This is a genomic window from Pseudomonas sp. QC2 (assembly GCF_002859085.1).
Lineage (GTDB): Bacteria > Pseudomonadota > Gammaproteobacteria > Pseudomonadales > Pseudomonadaceae > Aquipseudomonas > Aquipseudomonas petroselini.
In genome coordinates, this window is sequence record NZ_PKKS01000024.1 from 210,828 (window position 1) to 229,505 (window position 18,678).

The 18,678-nt window shown below is 60.6% G+C and carries 17 protein-coding genes; 11 read left to right on the forward strand and 6 right to left on the reverse strand.

Annotation, left to right across the window (positions count from 1 at the left end):
- Nucleotide 1: 1 nt before the first annotated feature.
- The gene (locus QCBJ_RS26055) at nt 2–817 is read right to left on the reverse strand and encodes a nitrilase-related carbon-nitrogen hydrolase (RefSeq protein ID WP_102061889.1); all 816 of its coding nucleotides are present in this window, start codon (nt 815–817) and stop codon (nt 2–4) included.
- Entirely contained in the window at nt 814–2,259 is a 1,446-nt protein-coding gene (locus tag QCBJ_RS26060) for a cytosine permease (protein WP_102061890.1), read from the reverse strand. Before QCBJ_RS26060 ends, QCBJ_RS26055 begins: the two co-directional genes overlap by 4 nt.
- Before the next feature lie 276 nt (nt 2,260–2,535).
- Here QCBJ_RS26060 and QCBJ_RS26065 point away from each other — a divergent pair, with 276 nt between their 5' ends.
- Nucleotides 2,536–4,353 carry an NAD(P)/FAD-dependent oxidoreductase gene (locus QCBJ_RS26065; protein ID WP_046034979.1) on the forward strand — a complete coding sequence of 606 codons (1,818 nt, stop codon included), beginning with the start codon at nt 2,536–2,538 and terminating at the stop codon, nt 4,351–4,353.
- Between the two features lie 111 nt (nt 4,354–4,464).
- Here QCBJ_RS26065 and QCBJ_RS26070 read toward each other — a convergent pair whose 3' ends face one another.
- Both QCBJ_RS26070 and QCBJ_RS26075 read right to left on the reverse strand, forming a co-directional pair.
- On the reverse strand, nt 4,465–4,665 hold the full coding sequence (locus QCBJ_RS26070; RefSeq protein ID WP_046034980.1) for a hypothetical protein: 201 nt from the start codon (nt 4,663–4,665) through the stop codon (nt 4,465–4,467).
- Between the two features lie 176 nt (nt 4,666–4,841).
- A complete protein-coding gene (locus tag QCBJ_RS26075) occupies nt 4,842–5,882 on the reverse strand; it encodes a low specificity L-threonine aldolase (RefSeq protein ID WP_015886246.1) in 1,041 nt (346 codons plus the stop codon).
- Nucleotides 5,883–5,972: 90 nt separating this feature from the next.
- Here QCBJ_RS26075 and QCBJ_RS26080 point away from each other — a divergent pair, with 90 nt between their 5' ends.
- The 8 genes from QCBJ_RS26080 (at nt 5,973) to fdhA (ending at nt 15,822) form a co-directional block, all read left to right on the forward strand.
- The gene (locus QCBJ_RS26080) at nt 5,973–6,701 is read left to right on the forward strand and encodes a TraX family protein (RefSeq protein WP_046034981.1); all 729 of its coding nucleotides are present in this window, start codon (nt 5,973–5,975) and stop codon (nt 6,699–6,701) included.
- A 236-nt stretch (nt 6,702–6,937) separates the two neighbouring features.
- Nucleotides 6,938–8,191, forward strand: a complete 1,254-nt coding sequence (gene glyA / locus QCBJ_RS26085; RefSeq protein WP_015886244.1) for a serine hydroxymethyltransferase — start codon at nt 6,938–6,940, stop codon at nt 8,189–8,191.
- A gap of 22 nt (nt 8,192–8,213) precedes the next feature.
- Nucleotides 8,214–9,464 (forward strand): sarcosine oxidase subunit beta, encoded by a 1,251-nt coding sequence (locus QCBJ_RS26090; protein WP_010207084.1) that lies wholly within the window; start codon nt 8,214–8,216, stop codon nt 9,462–9,464.
- 15 nt (nt 9,465–9,479) lie between these two features.
- Nucleotides 9,480–9,782, forward strand: coding sequence for a sarcosine oxidase subunit delta (locus QCBJ_RS26095; protein WP_015886243.1), 303 nt, complete (start codon nt 9,480–9,482; stop codon nt 9,780–9,782).
- Nucleotides 9,779–12,796, forward strand: a complete 3,018-nt coding sequence (locus tag QCBJ_RS26100) for a sarcosine oxidase subunit alpha (RefSeq protein ID WP_102061891.1) — start codon at nt 9,779–9,781, stop codon at nt 12,794–12,796. The genes QCBJ_RS26095 and QCBJ_RS26100 overlap by 4 nt, the downstream gene beginning before the upstream one ends.
- 124 nt (nt 12,797–12,920) lie before the next feature.
- Nucleotides 12,921–13,553: a sarcosine oxidase subunit gamma gene (locus tag QCBJ_RS26105; protein ID WP_064054269.1), complete on the forward strand. Its 633-nt coding sequence runs from the start codon at nt 12,921–12,923 to the stop codon at nt 13,551–13,553.
- A gap of 10 nt (nt 13,554–13,563) precedes the next feature.
- The gene (gene purU, locus QCBJ_RS26110) at nt 13,564–14,421 is read left to right on the forward strand and encodes a formyltetrahydrofolate deformylase (protein ID WP_016977808.1); all 858 of its coding nucleotides are present in this window, start codon (nt 13,564–13,566) and stop codon (nt 14,419–14,421) included.
- A gap of 201 nt (nt 14,422–14,622) precedes the next feature.
- Nucleotides 14,623–15,822: a formaldehyde dehydrogenase, glutathione-independent gene (gene fdhA, locus QCBJ_RS26115; protein WP_015886239.1), complete on the forward strand. Its 1,200-nt coding sequence runs from the start codon at nt 14,623–14,625 to the stop codon at nt 15,820–15,822.
- Between the two features lie 126 nt (nt 15,823–15,948).
- Here fdhA and QCBJ_RS26120 read toward each other — a convergent pair whose 3' ends face one another.
- On the reverse strand, nt 15,949–16,407 hold the full coding sequence (locus QCBJ_RS26120) for an anti-sigma factor domain-containing protein (RefSeq protein WP_043206004.1): 459 nt from the start codon (nt 16,405–16,407) through the stop codon (nt 15,949–15,951).
- A gap of 136 nt (nt 16,408–16,543) precedes the next feature.
- On the opposite strand from QCBJ_RS26120, the gene QCBJ_RS26125 reads away from it, so the two are divergent.
- Nucleotides 16,544–17,116, forward strand: a complete 573-nt coding sequence (locus tag QCBJ_RS26125) for a DUF2780 domain-containing protein (protein ID WP_015886237.1) — start codon at nt 16,544–16,546, stop codon at nt 17,114–17,116.
- Here QCBJ_RS26125 and QCBJ_RS26130 read toward each other — a convergent pair.
- Nucleotides 17,113–18,000, reverse strand: coding sequence for an acyltransferase (locus QCBJ_RS26130; protein ID WP_102061892.1), 888 nt, complete (start codon nt 17,998–18,000; stop codon nt 17,113–17,115). The two genes, QCBJ_RS26125 and QCBJ_RS26130, sit on opposite strands and share 4 nt — an antisense overlap.
- Before the next feature lie 173 nt (nt 18,001–18,173).
- On the opposite strand from QCBJ_RS26130, the gene QCBJ_RS26135 reads away from it, so the two are divergent.
- The gene (locus tag QCBJ_RS26135) at nt 18,174–18,674 is read left to right on the forward strand and encodes an ATP-dependent zinc protease (protein WP_015886235.1); all 501 of its coding nucleotides are present in this window, start codon (nt 18,174–18,176) and stop codon (nt 18,672–18,674) included.
- Nucleotides 18,675–18,678: the final 4 nt, after the last annotated feature.

The window sequence follows — 18,678 nt, forward strand, 5'->3', positions numbered from 1 at the left end:
CTCAGTACAGCCCGGGCCGACGATCCTGGTGAACGTGGTTGTGGTCGCTGATTGACTTGTTCCTGGCCTCGGCCAACGGCAGGTCAGCCATCAACGGTTGTTCCCCTGGGTGGGAGGCTGCTCCGGCCAACGGGTAGCCATCGGCGTCGACGATGACCGAGCCGCCCACCCACCTGACGCCACGTTCCTCGCCATGGCGGTCGCACGCGGCGATGAACATGCGGTTGACCGCCGCATTGGCCTGTACCCGCACGATCTCTGCCGGCCGTTCACCCTCGGGGCGCGGGCCATCCGGCCAGTTCACCGGAACGCAGAGCAGGTCGGCGTCCGCCAGCGCTGCCAGGCGCACCCATTCGGGCAGTTCCAAGTCGTAGCAGATCATCATGCCGATCCGCCCGACGGCAGTGTCGATCACCGGAGGTGGCGCATCCCCAGCGGTGAAGATCAGTTTCTCACGGTCCCACAAGTGCGCCTTGCGATACACCGTCAACCGCCCCGTGGGTTCGACCAGTGCGGCACTGTTGGCGACCTGTCCCGCGCTCAGACGCTCACAGAACCCTGCGACGATGATGATCCCCAGCTCCCGCGCCAGGCTTTTCCACAGGACCAGGGTTGGACCGTCACATGTCTCGGAGGCGGTGTAGGCTTCCTCCCGGTCGGCAAATACGTAACCGCTCTGAATCAGCTCCGGCAGGACGATCAACTGGGCGTTGAGACTCGCCGCTCGACGAATCGCACGTTCGGTCAGCGCCCGATTGTAATCGGTATCGCCGATACGCGGCGCCAGTTGGTGACAAACGACGCGTAACGGAGTCATGACACGTTTCCTTCCAGCGCTTGTTCACTGGCTTTTATGGCCTGCGACTCGGCGGCGTGGTCGAGTTGGCGACTCATCACGCAGTAAACCAATGCCGAGACCAGCAGGCCGACGACGAACGCAATGTCGGCGCCGCCCAACATGAAGCTGATCGGCCCTTGATAAAAACCCAGCGACATAAACGGAACCATTGCCGCCAGGCCGAGGAAATAGGCGACGAGTCCGGTGCTCGACCAACGGCCATAGATGCCCGCTGGGTTGAAAATGTCGCTGATGGCGTAGCGCCCTTTTCGTACGGCGTAGAAGTCGGCAAGGTTGACTGCTGTCCAGGGCACCAGGAAATACAGCATCAACAGCACGAAGGTGTTAAAGCTGCTGAGGTAGCTTTCGGGGATGCACAAGGCGATCACAAAAATGATCGCGGCCACCAGGCTGATCCCGAGGATTCTGCTTTTGATCCTGGGCTTGATCGGCACAAAACCGTCAATGGCACTGATTCCGGTGAGCATCGCGCCATAGCAGTTGACGGCCATGATGCCGACCAACGCCGGGACGGCAATCAGCACGGTAAAGGTGCCAAACCCCGGCAGCAGTTGGTTGCCTACTGCCTGCACGCTGCCGATGGCGTCGGGTGAGGGCAACGCCGAGGCGAGAAACGCCCCCAGTGACATCAGCCACAGCGCCGAGCCGGCAGCCCCCAGGTATGTCCAGGTGATGACACTGCGCGACGGCGTGTTATGGGGCAGGTAGCGCGAGTAATCCGAGACATAGACGGCGTAACTGATCTGATAGCCCGCAGCGGCTGAAAGTTGGATCAGGAAGGCCGACCAGGAAAAGTGCGCGTCGGCCACTGCCGTGTCGGCCTGCAGGTGCGTCACGGCTGCGACTGTGAGTACGGCGAAGACACTGATCATCACGTAGGTCAGCCAGCGCTGCACGGTGTGCAGGAGGTCGTGGCCGATCACGGCAATCACCACCGCCAGGATGATCATCAACGCGTACCAGGGGGCACGGCTGCCGGGCAGCACGGTATTGATGGCGTCCGTCGCCAGAATCACATTGAACACGTTGAAGCCGATGTACACGAAGACCACCGCGATAAAGGGCACGATTGCCCCGCGTAAACCGAACTGTGCCCGCGACTGGATCATCTGCGGCAAGCCCATGCGTGGGCCCTGGTTGGCGTGGAACGCCATGGCGAATGTACCCAGGCACACGCCGATGACAATCGCCAGGACGGCATACACCAGGCTCAGCCCCAAGGCTGCGCCGGTAAACCCGGTGACCATGGTGGTCAGAACGAAGTTGCCGGTGAACCAGAACGGCGCCTGGTGCCAGACCTTACCGTGGCGTTCATTGCGCGGCACGTAGTCAATGGAGCGGGTTTCGATTTTCAGCGTGGTGGAAGTGGGAGCAGCCGATCGGTCGGAGGGCGTGTTCATAGGCATCACGGTCTGTTTTTATTGAGTGAGACTACGCAGAGTCTTGTAACTAAAAAAACTATTGAATCGGCATTTGCAAATAATCACTTCATGAATTTCTGAACTGATGGCGCATAACCTTATGGGGCAAGCCCTGCCTTACGCAGTCGCTTTCTATTTTCAATTTAGATGCAGACATTTCCTACAAGCGTCTACGCTTAGGATCGAACTCGTCGTAGTCGCCCTTCGCAGTGAAGCCGTAGGCGGACGTCCTTTGACACACCAAGGATGACTGATATGTCTGCTATCCCTTCACGTTCTAAAGGTGCGGCGCGCCTGTTGACCAACGATGTCACTGCGCTTATTCCAGACTTCCCTTTTCATTACGCCAAGTTCCTCAATTCGGCTGTCAGCAATGGAAAACCGTTGGCGGGTGTTTCTACACGTCAGCAGGGCACCCAGGTACTGATTGTTGGTGCCGGAGTGGCCGGACTGGTGGCTGCTTATGAAGCGATGCGCATGGGCTTGCACCCGGTGGTGGTGGAGGCCAGCGACCGTATTGGCGGGCGTTTCTATTCCTATGTGGCGGGCGATCCGCAAGACTCCGCCAACAGCGTTATCTGTGAAATGGGCGCTATGCGCTTTCCCGTCTCCGGCAAGGCGTTGATGCACTATTTCGATAAAGTGGGTATGACCGCCAATTCAGCGGACTTTCCCAACCCAGGGTCGGCTGCAACCCCCAGCACAGTGGTCGACTATCAACAACGACAGGTCTATTACGAAGGCAAGAACTTGCCTCCCGAATATGAAGATATCGAAAGCAAATTGTTCGATGTTTTCCTGGAGCAGGATCCGATCAAGTTCCTTGAAATGGAAACCGCGATGTCCGGGGACAATCCTGATCTGGCGAAGATCAAGACCCTGTGGAACGCGATCCTGGACAAAGGATGGGACAATCTCAGCTTTTTCGCGGCCATGGTGGAAGAGGCGGGTTGGAGTCGTGAGGATATCGACTTGTTCGGCCAGATCGGCTTTGGTACCGGCGGATGGAACACCGACTATCCGAACTGCTTTCTGGAGGTGTTGCGGGTGCTGTATACCGGGCTGGATACCAACCACAAGCTAATGTATGACGGTTCCAGCGAGTTGCCTACCCGACTGTGGAATCGTGCTCCGGATGCCCTCGGCGACCCCATGGCTTATTGGCCCGCGGGCACTACCGTCCAGGGCCTGACCGCCCAGGTCATTGCTCAGCCTTTCAACCAGGAAGTGCGCCAGATCATACGGCGTCCGGATGGCGAATTTGATGTGTGGATGTTTGATCATAATCGAGGAAGCGAGCGTCAATACACCTTTGCTGCTGTGGTTTATACGCCTCACAAACGAGTCCTCGACAAATTCCGTTTTATGGATGGCGTCGCCCGCTTTGACCAAATGAATAGCCTCTTGTCCATAAAAGAGTGGGAGGCAGTTACGTACACCCATTACATGCAGTCGGCCAAAATATTTGCGCAGACCCAGCGGCCTTTCTGGACCGATGTCGGTGCAGATCGTCAATACAAGATGAGTGTGACGTTGTCGGACCGAATTACCCGCGGCACATACCTGCTGGACTACGCTGCGAGTCAAGGCCCCTACAAAGGCAGCGGGATGTTTTTGTCTTACACCTGGAACGACGACAGCATCAAGTTCCTGGGTGATCGCGCTGCGCCATTACCGTCCCATGTGGCGGTATGTTCAACCTTGTTGGATTCGGTGTATGCCCACCATCAGTTGAACCTTGCGGCGGAGTTCGGTATGACCGATCCATTTGTCGAAATCAATTGGGAAGAACAACCGTTTTTCCTGAGTGCCTTCAAAATGAACCTGCCGGGGCAGTACGAATACCAGCGCCTGCTGTTTTCGCAGTTTATGAACGGTGTGTTTGATGGAAGTCCCGATGGCTTCATTCTGGCCGGCGATGATGTGTCCTTCACGGGAGGCTGGGGGGAAGGTGCCGTGACCACCGCCTTGAACGCCGTAAACAAACTGGCGGTGAAGTTCGGCGGGGGTACCTTTATTGAAAACCGAGGTCCCATCGACGACTGGCAAGTGCTCAAGCCAAAGGCCCTGTAAGTCGACCCTGGCGAGCCAGTACCAAGGTCGGGTTTTAATCTGATGAGGTCGCAGACTTCGGTTCCGCGTCGGAGGTCATGAGCCTGCGGCGCGGGTCTCAGGCGTTAACGGTTACTGCGCGTAGATATGAACCACGAAATGTTGGCCGGATGCTGTCAGTTCGTAGACTTTATCGTAGATCCTCAGCGTCCTTGAGGGCTCTTTGATGGTGTCACCGACTTTCGCATATTTCCTGAACTCATCCCAATCAATGACGGTAGTGCTGACGGTGCCGTCGCTCTGAAGGGTGTTGCCGTTGTTTTGATATTCCATGATATTGCCCTCTATCGGATTTCCATTTCCAGCCGACTATTCGGCAGGCAGTCAGCCCCGAAAGAACGCGTCCGTTCGTTCGGGGTGCAGAGATCCTATCCAAGGCAGGGGGTAGATAGATACTGTCAGAAACACGTACAAACAGTCTCTGCTAAGAGGCTGAAAGGCCCGTCGTTTCAGGCCTCCATCACTTTCCGAATATCCGCCGCCAATTCTCTTACACGCTCTTCCTCGGTATCCCACGCACACATGAAGCGTGCGCCGCCTTTACCGATGAAGGTGTAGAAGCGCCAGCCCTTGGCGGTCAGCGCCGCGATGGCCGGTTCCGAGAGTTGCAGGAACACGCCGTTGGCCTGCACCGGGAACATCAGCTCCACACCGGGAATATCCGCCACCAGGCTGCTCAGCAACTGGGCGCAGTGGTTGGCGTGGCGGGCATGCTTGAGCCAGGCGTCGTTTTCCAGCAGGCCTACCCACGGGGCGGACAGGAAGCGCATTTTTGACGCCAGCTGGCCGGCCTGTTTGCAGCGGTAATCGAAGTCTTCGGCGAGCTTGTGGTTGAAGAACAAGATGGCTTCACCCACCGCCATGCCATTCTTGGTGCCGCCAAAACACAACACATCCACGCCGGCCTTCCAGGTCAGGTCCGCCGGTGAGCAGCCGAGGAACGCGCAGGCGTTGGAGAAGCGTGCGCCGTCCATGTGCAGGTTCAGCCCCAGTTCCTTGCAGGTCACGCTGATGGCGCGGATTTCTTCCGGGGTGTACACGCTGCCGACTTCGGTGGCCTGGGTCAGGGTGACTACGCGCGGTTTCGGGTAGTGGATGTCCTGGCGCTTGAGGGCGATCTCGCGGATCGATTCCGGGGTCAGCTTGCCGTTTTCGGTGCGGGCGGTGAGCAGCTTGGAGCCGTTGGAGAAAAACTCCGGCGCGCCGCATTCGTCGGTTTCGACGTGGGCGGTTTCCGAGCAAATCACGCTATGGTAGCTCTGGCACAAAGAGGACAGCGCCAGGGAGTTGGCGGCGGTGCCGTTGAAGGCGAAGAACACTTCGCAGTCGGTTTCGAACAGATTGCGGAAACCGTCGGCGGCGCGGTGGGTCCATTCATCATCGCCGTAGGCGCGCTGATGACCCTGGTTGGCTTGTTCCATGGCGGCCCAGGCTTCCGGGCAGATACCGGAATAGTTGTCACTGGCGAATTGCTGGCTCTTGTCGGTCATGGCCCATTCCTGTGGTCGATGTTGGTGCGCACTGTAACCAAGATTGTCGCGGGTGCGCACGCACTGTAAATGCAAAGTCACTGGGGAATTATGCACGGTACTGAAACGATGCCTGTCGGACGCGTCCGTGATGGCGCTCTGGATCTGCTCAAGTGGCTGGCGCTGGTGAGCATGGTGCTGGACCACCTGCGGTATGTCGGTTTGAGCCTGGATGGCCTGTATGTGCCGGGCCGCTTGGCGTTTCCGTGGTTTTGCCTGGCGATTGCGGCGAATTTGCATCGGGCGAGAAACGCACCTGTCACGGGCCAATGGCGTTACCTGGGATGGCTGCTGCTGTTCAGTGTGATCAGCGAAGTGCCCTATCGGATGTTTATCGACGATGCCGATACGTTGAATGTGTTGCCGACCTTGGCGCTGGGGTTACTGGTTGCCCGAGGATGGCAGCAGAAGACGCTTTTTGATCGGGGATTGGCGGTAATTGCCGTCATGATCGGCGCTGTATTTTCCACACACCTTATGTTCGGGTTTTTCGGTGTATTGCTGCCGTGGGCGATGTTATGGGTGTTTCGTCGGCCATGGTATTTCAGCGTGTTGCCGGGGCTGCTGTGTGTGGCTGCCAATCAATGGCAGATCTTGCTCGATAGCGGCACGCCGGTGGCGCTGATGGGACTGAGCGCCTGCCTGCTTGCGCCGCTGCTCGGCCTGGTCCTGTTGCGACACACCCAAAACACCTCGCCACCGGCCATGCGCCGCTGGGCGTATGCCCTCTATCCCCTGCATTTCCTGCTGCTGCTACTCGTCCGTCACATCATCGCCTAAGCGGTGTGGGAGGGGGCTTGCCCCCGATAGGGTGGTGTCAGCCACGGCATGTGCAAGCTGATCCACCGCTATCGGGGGCAAGCCCCCTCCCACATTTTTTCCGCGTTGTTCCTGCCATGTCGTAAACGCACCTTTGCGTGGCGTCCGTAGGCATTTGACCTGTCTGCACCAGCCCTACCATCGCATCAAAGGGCCCTGCATGGGCCTCAACAATACGAAAGGCTGGGAGAGACGCGATGTTCAGCAAAAAAGACCAGATCCAGGGATATGACGACGCACTGCTGGCGGCCATGAATGCCGAAGAGCAGCGTCAGGAAGATCATATCGAGCTGATCGCGTCAGAGAACTACACCAGCAAACGCGTGATGGAAGCCCAAGGCAGCGGCCTCACCAACAAATACGCCGAAGGCTATCCGGGCAAGCGCTACTACGGTGGCTGTGAGCACGTGGACAAAGTAGAGGCCCTGGCCATTGAGCGCGCCAAACAGCTGTTCGGTGCCGATTACGCCAACGTGCAGCCGCACTCCGGCTCCTCCGCCAACAGCGCGGTGTACCTGGCGCTGCTGAACGCCGGTGACACCATCCTCGGTATGAGCCTGGCCCATGGCGGTCACCTGACCCACGGCGCCAAGGTGTCGTCCTCGGGCAAGCTGTACAACGCCGTGCAGTACGGCATCAACACCGACACCGGCCTGATCGACTACGACGAAGTCGAACGCCTGGCCGTCGAACACAAGCCGAAAATGGTCGTGGCGGGGTTCTCTGCCTATTCCAAGACCCTGGATTTCCCACGCTTTCGCGCCATCGCCGACAAGGTCGGTGCGCTGCTGTTCGTCGACATGGCCCACGTTGCCGGCCTGGTTGCCGCCGGCCTGTACCCGAACCCGCTGCCGTACGCCGATGTGGTCACCACCACCACCCACAAGACCCTGCGCGGTCCCCGTGGCGGCCTGATCCTGGCCAAGTCCAACGAAGAAATCGAGAAGAAACTCAACGCTGCCGTGTTCCCTGGCGCCCAGGGCGGCCCGCTGATGCACGTCATCGCCGGCAAGGCCGTGTGCTTCAAGGAAGCCCAGGAGCCTGGCTTCAAGGTCTACCAGCAACAAGTGATCGACAACGCCCAGGCCATGGCCAGCGTGTTTATCAAGCGCGGCTACGATGTCGTGTCCGGTGGCACCGATAACCACCTGTTCCTGGTCAGCCTGATCCGTCAGGGCCTCACCGGCAAGGAGGCGGACGCCGCCCTCGGTCGCGCCCACATCACCGTCAACAAGAACGCCGTGCCGAATGACCCGCAGTCGCCGTTCGTGACCTCGGGCCTGCGCATCGGCACCCCGGCGGTGACCACGCGTGGTTTCAAAGTGCCGCAGTGCATCGAACTGGCCGGCTGGATCTGCGACATCCTCGACAACCTCGGTGATGCCGATGTCGAGGCCAACGTGGCCAAGCACGTGTCTGCCCTGTGCGCTGATTTCCCGGTTTATCGCTGAGCGCGGTTTTGGAGTAATGACTATGCAACGCTACTCAGGCTTCGGCCTCTTCAAGCATTCACTCAGCCACCACGAAAACTGGCAGAAGATGTGGCGCACGCCGACCCCTAAAAAGGTTTACGACGTGGTCATCGTCGGCGGCGGCGGGCATGGTCTGGCGACTGCCTACTACCTGGCAAAAGAACACGGCATCACCAACGTGGCGGTGGTCGAGAAAGGCTGGCTGGGCGGCGGTAACACCGCGCGCAACACCACCATCGTGCGCTCCAATTACCTGTGGGACGAGTCGGCCCACCTGTACGAGCACGCGATGAAACTGTGGGAAGGCCTGTCCCAGGACCTGAACTACAACGTGATGTTCTCCCAGCGTGGCGTCTACAACCTGTGCCACACCCTCCAGGACATCCGTGATTCCGAGCGCCGCGTGAGCGCCAACCGCCTCAACGGCGTGGACGGCGAACTGCTCAACGCCAAGCAAGTGGCCGACGAGATCCCGTACCTCGATTGCTCGAAAAACACCCGCTACCCGGTACTCGGCGCCACCGTACAACGTCGCGGCGGCGTCGCCCGTCACGATGCCGTGGCGTGGGGCTTTGCGCGTGCCGCCGACGCCCTCGGCGTGGACTTGATCCAGCAGACCGAAGTGATCGGCTTCCGCAAGGAAAACGGCGTGTGCATCGGCGTGGAAACCAACAAGGGCTTTATCGGCGCCAAGCGCGTCGGTGTGGTGACCGCCGGTAACTCCGGGCACATGGCTTCGCTCGCCGGGTTCCGTCTGCCGATCGAATCCCACCCGCTGCAAGCGTTGGTGTCGGAGCCGATCAAGCCGATTATCGACAGCGTGATCATGTCCAACGCCGTGCACGGTTACATCAGCCAGTCCGACAAGGGCGACCTGGTGATCGGCGCCGGTATCGACGGCTACAACGGCTACGGCCAGCGTGGCTCGTACCCGGTGATCGAACACACCATCCAGGCCATCGTCGAGATGTTCCCGGTGCTGTCCCGCGTGCGCATGAACCGCCAGTGGGGCGGCATCGTCGACACCACGCCGGATGCGTGCCCGATCATCTCCAAGACCCCGGTGCCGAACATGTTCTTCAACTGCGGTTGGGGCACCGGTGGCTTCAAGGCCACGCCGGGCTCAGGCAACGTGTTTGCCGCCAGCCTCGCCAAGGGCGAAATGCACCCGTTGGCCGCGCCATTCTCCATCGACCGTTTCCACAACGGTGCGTTGATCGACGAACACGGCGCTGCGGCCGTCGCCCACTAACAGGAGAAATTCCCTATGTTGCATATCTTCTGTCCTCACTGTGGCGAACTGCGCTCCGAAGAGGAATTCCACGCGTCCGGCCAAGCGCACATCCCGCGCCCGCTGGACCCGAACGCCTGCACCGATGAAGAGTGGGGCGACTACATGTTCTTCCGCGACAACCCCCGTGGCCTGCACCACGAGCTGTGGATTCACGCCGCCGGTTGCCGCCAGTACTTCAACGCGACCCGCGACACCCTGACCTACGAAATTCTTGAAACCTACAAGATCGGCACCAAGCCGCAATTCACCGCCAAGGCTGCTGGAGAGAAGGTATGAGCCAGACCAATCGCCTGTCCAACGGTGGCCGCATCGACCGCAATAAAGTCCTGACGTTTACCTTCAACGGCCAGAGCTACAAAGGCTTTGAAGGTGACACCCTGGCCGCAGCCCTGCTGGCCAACGGCGTCGACATCATCGGCCGCAGCTTCAAGTACTCGCGCCCTCGTGGCATCTTTGCCGCCGGCGCCGAAGAGCCGAACGCCGTGCTGCAGATCGGTGCGACCGAAGCCACGCAAATCCCTAACGTGCGCGCCACGCAACAGGCGCTGTACCAGGGGCTGGTCGCCACCAGCACCAATGGCTGGCCGAACGTCAACAATGACGTGATGGGCATTCTCGGCAAGGTCGGCGGCAAGCTGATGCCGCCGGGTTTCTACTACAAAACCTTCATGTACCCGCAATCGTTCTGGATGACCTACGAGAAGTACATCCGCAAGGCGGCTGGCCTTGGCCGCTCGCCGACCGAGAACGATCCGGACACCTACGACAACTTCAACCGTCACTGCGACGTGCTGGTGGTGGGCGCAGGCCCCGCCGGCCTGGCCGCTGCCCTGGCGGCTGCGCGCAGCGGTGCCCGCGTGATCCTCGCCGATGAGCAGGAAGAGTTCGGCGGTTCGCTGCTGGACTCGCGCGAAAGCCTCGACGGCAAGCCGGCTGCGGAATGGGTCGCCAGCGTTATCGCGGAACTCAAGGCGCTGCCGGACGTGGTGCTGTTGCCTCGCGCCACCGTCAACGGCTACCACGACCACAACTTCCTGACCATTCACGAACGCCTTACCGACCACCTCGGTGACCGTGCGCCGATTGGCGTGGTGCGCCAGCGTATCCACCGTGTCCGCGCCAAGCGTGTGGTGCTGGCGACCGGCGCGTGCGAGCGCCCGCTGGTGTACGGCAACAACGATGTGCCGGGCAACATGCTCGCTGGTGCAGTCTCGACTTACGTGCGCCGCTACGGTGTAGCACCGGGCAAGAAACTGGTGTTGTCGACCAACAACGACCACGCCTACCGCGTTGCGCTGGACTGGCTCGACGCTGGCCTGCAAGTGGTGGCAGTGGCTGATGTGCGCCACAACCCACGCGGCGCCCTGGTTGAAGAAGCCCGCGCCAAAGGCATTCGTATCCTCACCGGCAGCGCCGTGATCGAAGCCCGTGGCAGCAAGCACGTCACCGCTGCCCGTGTGGCCGCGATCGATGTGAAAGCGCATAAAGTCACCAGCCCAGGCGAGTGGCTGGAGTGCGATCTGGTGGCCAGCTCCGGCGGCTACAGCCCGGTGGTCCACCTGGCCTCGCACCTTGGCGGCAAGCCGACCTGGCGTGAAGACATCCTCGGTTTCGTACCGGGTGAAGCCCCGCAGAAACGCGTGTGCGTCGGCGGTATCAACGGCGTCTATAGCCTCGGCGATTCGCTCGCCGATGGTTTCGAAGGCGGCGTGCGCGCGGCCAGTGAAGCGGGTTTCGCCCCGGTGGAAGGCACGCTGCCCAAAGCCTTGAGCCGTCTGGAAGAGCCGACGCTGGCGGTGTACCAAGTGCCGCACGACAAACCGACTGCACGGGCACCGAAGCAATTTGTCGACCTGCAAAACGATGTGACCGCCGCCGCCATCGAACTGGCGACCCGCGAAGGTTTCGAGTCGGTCGAGCACGTCAAGCGCTACACCGCGCTCGGCTTCGGCACCGACCAGGGCAAGCTGGGCAACGTTAACGGTCTGGCCATTGCTGCGCGCTCGCTGAACGTGACCATCCCGCAGATGGGCACCACCATGTTCCGCCCCAACTACACGCCGGTGACCTTCGGCGCGGTGGCGGGCCGTCACTGTGGGCACATCTTCGAACCGGTGCGCTACACCGCCCTGCACGCCTGGCACGTCAAGAACGGCGCCGAGTTTGAAGACGTCGGCCAGTGGAAACGCCCTTGGTACTTCCCGCGCAACGGTGAAGACCTGCACGCCGCGGTGAAACGCGAATGCCTGGCCGTGCGCGACAGCGTCGGCCTGTTGGACGCGTCGACCCTCGGCAAGATCGACATCCAGGGCCCGGACGCGCGTGAGTTCCTCAACCGCATCTACAGCAACGCCTGGACCAAGCTCGACGTGGGCAAGGCGCGCTACGGCCTGATGTGCAAAGAAGATGGCATGGTCTTCGACGACGGCGTCACTGCCTGCCTCGCCGACAACCACTTCCTGATGACCACTACCACCGGCGGCGCCGCCCGCGTGCTGCAGTGGCTGGAAATCTACCAGCAGACCGAATGGCCAGACCTCAAGGTGTACTTCACCTCGGTCACCGACCACTGGGCGACTATGACCCTGTCCGGCCCCAATAGCCGCAAGCTGTTGAGTGAGGTCACCGACATCGACCTGGACAAGGACGGCTTCCCGTTCATGACCTGGAAAGAAGGCCTGGTCGGCGGTGTGCCGGCGCGAGTGTTCCGCATCTCGTTTACCGGTGAGCTGTCGTACGAAGTCAACGTGCAGGCCGACTATGCCATGGGCGTGCTGGAACAGATCGTCGAGGCCGGCAAAAAGTACAACCTGACCCCGTACGGCACCGAAACCATGCACGTGCTGCGGGCCGAGAAGGGCTTCATCATCGTCGGCCAGGACACCGACGGCTCGATGACCCCGGACGACCTGAACATGGGCTGGTGCGTCGGCCGCACCAAGCCGTTCTCGTGGATCGGCTGGCGTGGGATGAACCGTGAAGACTGCGTGCGTGAAGAGCGTAAGCAACTGGTGGGCTTGAAGCCGATCGACCCAACCGTGTGGCTGCCGGAAGGCGCGCAGTTGGTGTTCGATCCGAAGCAGACGATCCCGATGAAGATGGTCGGCCACGTCACCTCGAGCTATGCCCACAACTCCCTCGGCTATTCGTTTGCGATGGCGGTGGTGAAGGGCGGCTTGAAGCGCATCGGTGAGCGGGTGTTCTCGCCGCAAGCGGATGGCAGCGTGATCGAGGCGGAGATTGTGTCCTCGGTGTTCTTTGATCCGAAAGGTGAACGGCAGAACATTTGATAGACCGAGTCGCCTGCATCGGGGGCAAGCCCCCTCCCACATGTTGAAATGCATTCCCCTGTGGGAGGGGGCTTGCCCCCGATGAGGCCAGAACAGTCACCATAGAATTCAGGACAGGTGCTCTATGACAGCAGCCAACGTATACCAACAACGCCCCACCACCGGCGCCAAAGCAGAGTCGTCGCTGCACCATGCCGACCTCGCCAGCCTGATCGGCAAGGGCCGCAAAAACGCCGGCGTGACCGTGCGTGAAAAGAAACTCCTTGGCCACCTGACCCTTCGTGGCGATGGCCACGATGCAGCCTTCGCCGCCGGCGTACACAAAGCCCTCGGTATTGAGCTTCCAGGCGCCCTGCAGGTCATCGTCAAAGGCGAAACCAGCTTGCAATGGCTCGGCCCGGATGAGTGGCTGCTGGTCGTGCCAAGCGGTGAAGAATTCGCCGCCGAGCAAAACCTGCGTGCCGCCTTGGGCGACCTGCATATCCAGATCGTCAACGTCAGCGGCGGCCAGCAGATCCTTGAGCTCAGTGGCCCGAACGTGCGCGATGTGCTGATGAAATCCACCAGCTACGACGTGCACCCCAACAACTTCCCGGTGGGCAAGGCGGTGGGCACGGTGTTCGCCAAGTCGCAACTGGTGATCCGCCACACGGCTGAAGACACCTGGGAGCTGGTGATCCGTCGCAGCTTCTCGGATTACTGGTGGTTGTGGCTGCAGGATGCCTCGGCTGAATTCGGCCTGAGCGTCCAAGCCTGAGGAATCACCCATGAGCCGCGCACCCGATACATGGATTTTGACCGCCGATTGCCCCAGCGTGCTCGGCACGGTGGACGCGGTCACCCGCTATCTGTTCGAGCAGGGTTGCTACGTTACCGAGCACCATTCGTTCGATGATCGGCTTTCCGGGCGATTTTTTATTCGCGTGGAATTCCGCCAGCCCGACGGTTTTGACGAGCAGGGTTTCCGCGATGGCCTGGCCACTCGTGGTGAAGCCTTTGGCATGATCTTCGAGCTGACGGCGCCGAACTACCGGCCAAAAGTGGTGATCATGGTCTCCAAGGCCGATCACTGCCTGAACGACCTGCTGTACCGCCAGCGCATCGGCCAACTGTCGATGGACGTGGTTGCGGTAGTGTCCAACCACCCCGATTTGAAACCTTTGGCCGACTGGCACCAGATTCCCTACTACCATTTCCCCCTCGACCCCAACGACAAACCGTCCCAGGAGCGTCAGGTGTGGCAAGTGGTGGAAGATACCGGCGCCGAATTGGTGATCCTTGCGCGCTACATGCAAGTGCTGTCGCCGGAGCTGTGCCGCAAGCTGGATGGCAAAGCGATCAACATTCACCACTCGTTGCTGCCGGGGTTCAAGGGCGCCAAACCGTACCACCAGGCGTACAACAAGGGGGTGAAGTTGGTGGGCGCCACGGCGCATTACATCAACAACGATCTGGATGAAGGGCCGATCATCGCCCAAGGTGTGGAGGTGGTGGATCACAGCCACTATCCCGAGGATTTGATTGCCAAGGGGCGGGATATCGAAGGGCTGACATTGGCCCGGGCGGTGGGGTATCACATTGAGCGGCGGGTGTTTTTGAACGCCAATCGGACGGTGGTGCTCTGACTGGCGCCAATCGGGGGCAAGCCCCCTCCCACAGTTGACCAAGTTCTGCCTTTGGAATGCGGTCGAATGTGGGAGGAGGCTTGCCCCCGATGAGGCCCTCACAAACAACGCAAGAAAACAGCATCTGTACCCGAGCACTTAAACGCGCTGCCCACCCAAATGGGCAACGCAGTTCCATAAAAACAACAGCGAGGTGAAAGCATGTCTGGTAATCGTGGTGTCGTGTATCTCGGCAACGGCAAGGTCGAAGTACAGAAAATCGACTATCCCAAAATGCAGGACCCCCGTGGCAGGAAGATTGAGCACGGCGTCATCCTGCGCGTGGTCTCCACCAACATCTGCGGCTCCGACCAACACATGGTGCGCGGCCGTACCACTGCCCAGACCGGCCTGGTGCTCGGTCATGAAATTACCGGTGAAGTGATCGAGAAGGGCAGCGATGTCGAAAACCTGAAGATCGGTGATCTGGTTTCGGTACCTTTCAACGTGGCGTGCGGCCGTTGCCGCTCGTGCAAAGAACAACACACCGGCGTGTGCCTCACCGTCAACCCGGCGCGTGCCGGTGGCGCCTACGGCTATGTCGACATGGGCGACTGGACCGGCGGCCAGGCCGAGTACGTGCTGGTGCCGTACGCCGACTTCAACCTGCTGAAACTGCCGGACCGTGACAAGGCCATGGAGAAAATCCGCGACCTGACCTGCCTCTCCGACATCCTCCCGACCGGTTACCACGGCGCCGTCACTGCCGGCGTTGGCCCTGGCAGCACCGTGTACATCGCCGGTGCCGGCCCTGTGGGCTTGGCCGCTGCGGCTTCCGCCCGCCTGTTGGGTGCTGCCGTGGTGATCATCGGCGACGTCAACCCTATCCGCCTGGCTCACGCCAAGGCCCAGGGCTTTGAAATTGCCGACCTGTCCCAAGACACGCCGCTGCACGAACAGATCGCCGCACTGCTCGGCGAGCCGGAAGTGGACTGCGCTGTTGACTGTGTGGGCTTTGAAGCACGCGGCCACGGCCATGACGGCGTCAAGGCAGAGGCACCGGCCACGGTGCTCAACTCACTGATGGGCGTCGTGCGCGTGGCCGGCAAGATTGGCATCCCCGGCCTGTACGTCACCGAAGACCCAGGTGCTGTGGACGCCGCCGCGAAAATGGGCAGCCTGAGCATCCGTTTCGGCCTGGGCTGGGCCAAATCCCACAGCTTCCACACCGGGCAGACTCCGGTGATGAAGTACAACCGCCAGTTGATGCAGGCGATCATGTGGGACCGTATCAACATTGCCGAAATCGTCGGCGTGCAGGTGATCAGCCTGGATGATGCCCCGCGTGGGTATGGCGAGTTCGATGCGGGTGTGCCGAAGAAGTTTGTGATTGACCCGCACAAACTCTTCAGCGCGGCATAACGCTCAGGCACACAGCAATCCAACTGTGGGAGCGGGCTTGCTCGCGAATGCGGTGGTTAAGTTAAAGCCTCTTTGACTGACCTACCGCTTTCGCGGGTAAGCCCGCTCCCACAGGTTTTTGTGGTCTCAGCGGTAGGCAAGGGCGCCTTGGTAGACGGTTGGCCCTGTCGGCTGCTTGCTCACCGACCCACCCTTGGTCTCCGAACTCACCATCAACTCCACCGGCTTGCGGATGCTTTTCTGCTGACGCGGGTTAAGTCCGATAATGCCTTTGCCATCTTCCGGCAGCAGCCCAAGCGACACCGGTGCGCTGCCTTCGGGCATGGCCCACAGTTCCAGGCTGCGATCCGGCTCAGCCGCTGCCGTGGCGATCGGTTCTACTTCGAGGTAGTCCTTGTGCGCCATGATCTGTGCCGCGGGTTGCTGGGCAGTGGTCACCAGGGTGGCGGCAGACTTGACGTTGTCTTGGGTGTAGAGCGCGCCGCCGAGCCCGGCGACGATGGCCACGCAGACGCCTATGAACACGCGTGGGCGGCTCCAGAATGGTTTTTTTTGTTCAATTACTTGGGGGCGGCTGGCGCTCATATGGCTGTTCCTGGCAAGTCTTGAAGTCATTTCATGGACTCTGGTATGCCGATTGGGTTCCTCGGCCGACCCGGAACAATGTGCCGGATACCCAGTCAAACGCCTGCTTTCGCCCCTACACCCAGAGGTTGTTTCGATGAAGATTTCACGCGGTTTCGCCCTTTCCTGCCTGATGACCCTGGCGGCCGGCCCGGTGTTTGCGGCAGGGTTCAGCCTTGGCGACGCGGCCAATGCCATTTCCGGCATGCAGGGTGGCAACAACAAGGCGGCTGCTGCGGCACCGTCTTCCGAGACGGCTGGGCTGCTCAGCGCCCTGACCTCGCAATTGAACATCACTCCTGAACAAGCCGTAGGCGGTACGGGCGCCATGCTGGGCCTGGCCAAGAACAAACTGAGCGGCAACGACTATTCGCAACTGGGCAATAGTGTGCCGGGCCTCGACCAACTGTCGGGCAACAATGCGTTGGGTAGCCTCGGGGCGTTGAGCGGGATGCTCGGCCAGGCCGGCGGCAGCAAGACCAGCGGCCTGGACGGTTTGCTGGGTAACGTGAAGAACACCAACGACCTGAACACCGCGTTCAGCGCCCTGGGCATGGACAGTGGGATGGTCGGCCAGTTTGCCCCGGTGATCCTGCAATACCTGGGCGGGCAGGGTGCCAACAGCTCGTTGCTGGGCAAGCTGGCCCAGGCCTGGGGCACCGGCAGTTAAAGACGCTCCGCGCGCAGTTGCTCGATGCGTGCGTCTTTCTCCGTCCAGAGCTGGTTGACCCAGTTCTGGACGGTCTGGCGAAACGCCGGATCGTTTTCGTAATCCCCTTGCCACAATGCCGGATCCAACTCACGGGTCTGGATGTCAATGATCACCTTGGGCACCGCGCCGCTGATCAAGTCCCAGAACCCCGGAATCTTTTGCTGCGGATAGACCACGGTCACGTCCAGCACGGCGTCCAGCTGTTCTCCCAGCGCCGCCAGCACAAACGCCACGCCGCCCGCCTTGGGCTTGAGCAAGCGAGCAAACGGCGACGCCTGCTGCTTGCGCTTAGCCTCGCTGAACCGCGTGCCTTCCAGGTAATTGACCACCGTCACCGGCTGGCGCTTGAACAGCTCGCAAGCCTCCTGGGTGATCTTCAAGTCCTGCCCAGCGCGTTCCGGGTGCTTGGCCAGGAACGCCTTGGTGTAGCGCTTCATGAACGGGTAGTCCAACGCCCACCAGGCCAGGCCCAGGAAAGGCACCCAGATCAGCTCTTTTTTCAGGAAGAATTTGAAGAACGGCGTGCGCCGGTTCAGGGCCTGGATCAGCGCCGGGATGTCGACCCAGGATTGGTGGTTGCTGATCACCAGGTAGCTGGTGTCACCGCGCAAATCGCCGCCGCCGCGAATGTCCCATTGGGTGGGGATGCACAGCGCGAAAATCAGCTTGTCGATCTCTGCCCAGGTCTCGGCGATCCACATCACCGCCCACGACATGTAATCACGATAGCGGCCGGGGGCCACTAGCTTAAGCAGGGCAAACACCATCAGCGGGCCGATCAGGACCAGGGTGTTGAGCAAGAGCAGCAGTGAGACAAAACAGCCGGTGAGCAGGCGGCGCATAAGTAACTCTTGGAATCCTGTGGGCGGGTCATGATAAGCAGCTTGAGTCTAGAGGCCAAATCCCAATTCGCCGGACGAATGTTTCACAATGTGCCGGTTATGCTGGGGTGAGCTAACTAAGTGCTGCCTTTGCGGTCTAGAATCCGCCTACTTCTTTCCGAGGAAATCACTTCGTGAAACTGCTCCTTGCCTCCCTCGCCCTGGCTGCCCTGCCTGTCATGGCCGCCGAACCGACCCTTTACGGTCGCTACGAATACATCCAGTTGCCGGAGATCGGCGAAACCTTCAAGGCCAAGATGGACACCGGCGCGCTGACCGCCTCGCTGTCGGCCCGCGACATCGAGACCTTCACCCGTGATGGCGACGATTGGGTGCGCTTCCGCCTCGGCGGCAAGGATGCGTCCAATAAAGTCTACGAACACAAAGTCTCGCGCATCAGCAAGATCAAGAGCCGCGCCGACGAAGACGACGACAAGGACGAGCCGACCGTGGCCAAACGTCCGGTGGTCGACCTCGAAATGTGCCTGGGCAACGTCAAGCGCACCGTCGAGGTCAACCTCACCGACCGCAGCAGCTTCAACTACCCGTTGCTGATCGGCGCCAAGGCCCTGCGTGAATTCGGCGCTGCGGTAAACCCGGCGCGTCGTTACACTGCGGACAAACCGGACTGCTGACGGA

Excerpts from the sequence above, each read along its gene's own strand:
- QCBJ_RS26105 (WP_064054269.1), top strand. The coding sequence starts at position 12,921 with ATGACAGCAGCCAACGTATACCAACAACGCCCCACCACCGGCGCCAAA.
- QCBJ_RS26070 (WP_046034980.1), bottom strand. The coding sequence starts at position 4,665 with ATGGAATATCAAAACAACGGCAACACCCTTCAGAGCGACGGCACCGTC.
- QCBJ_RS26080 (WP_046034981.1), top strand. The coding sequence starts at position 5,973 with ATGCACGGTACTGAAACGATGCCTGTCGGACGCGTCCGTGATGGCGCT.
- glyA (WP_015886244.1), top strand. The coding sequence starts at position 6,938 with ATGTTCAGCAAAAAAGACCAGATCCAGGGATATGACGACGCACTGCTG.
- QCBJ_RS26090 (WP_010207084.1), top strand. The coding sequence starts at position 8,214 with ATGCAACGCTACTCAGGCTTCGGCCTCTTCAAGCATTCACTCAGCCAC.
- purU (WP_016977808.1), top strand. The coding sequence starts at position 13,564 with ATGAGCCGCGCACCCGATACATGGATTTTGACCGCCGATTGCCCCAGC.
- QCBJ_RS26100 (WP_102061891.1), top strand. The coding sequence starts at position 9,779 with ATGAGCCAGACCAATCGCCTGTCCAACGGTGGCCGCATCGACCGCAAT.
- QCBJ_RS26075 (WP_015886246.1), bottom strand. The coding sequence starts at position 5,882 with ATGACCGACAAGAGCCAGCAATTCGCCAGTGACAACTATTCCGGTATC.
- QCBJ_RS26065 (WP_046034979.1), top strand. The coding sequence starts at position 2,536 with ATGTCTGCTATCCCTTCACGTTCTAAAGGTGCGGCGCGCCTGTTGACC.
- QCBJ_RS26095 (WP_015886243.1), top strand. The coding sequence starts at position 9,480 with ATGTTGCATATCTTCTGTCCTCACTGTGGCGAACTGCGCTCCGAAGAG.
- QCBJ_RS26130 (WP_102061892.1), bottom strand. The coding sequence starts at position 18,000 with ATGCGCCGCCTGCTCACCGGCTGTTTTGTCTCACTGCTGCTCTTGCTC.
- QCBJ_RS26060 (WP_102061890.1), bottom strand. The coding sequence starts at position 2,259 with ATGAACACGCCCTCCGACCGATCGGCTGCTCCCACTTCCACCACGCTG.
- QCBJ_RS26125 (WP_015886237.1), top strand. The coding sequence starts at position 16,544 with ATGAAGATTTCACGCGGTTTCGCCCTTTCCTGCCTGATGACCCTGGCG.
- QCBJ_RS26055 (WP_102061889.1), bottom strand. The coding sequence starts at position 817 with ATGACTCCGTTACGCGTCGTTTGTCACCAACTGGCGCCGCGTATCGGC.
- QCBJ_RS26120 (WP_043206004.1), bottom strand. The coding sequence starts at position 16,407 with ATGAGCGCCAGCCGCCCCCAAGTAATTGAACAAAAAAAACCATTCTGG.
- fdhA (WP_015886239.1), top strand. The coding sequence starts at position 14,623 with ATGTCTGGTAATCGTGGTGTCGTGTATCTCGGCAACGGCAAGGTCGAA.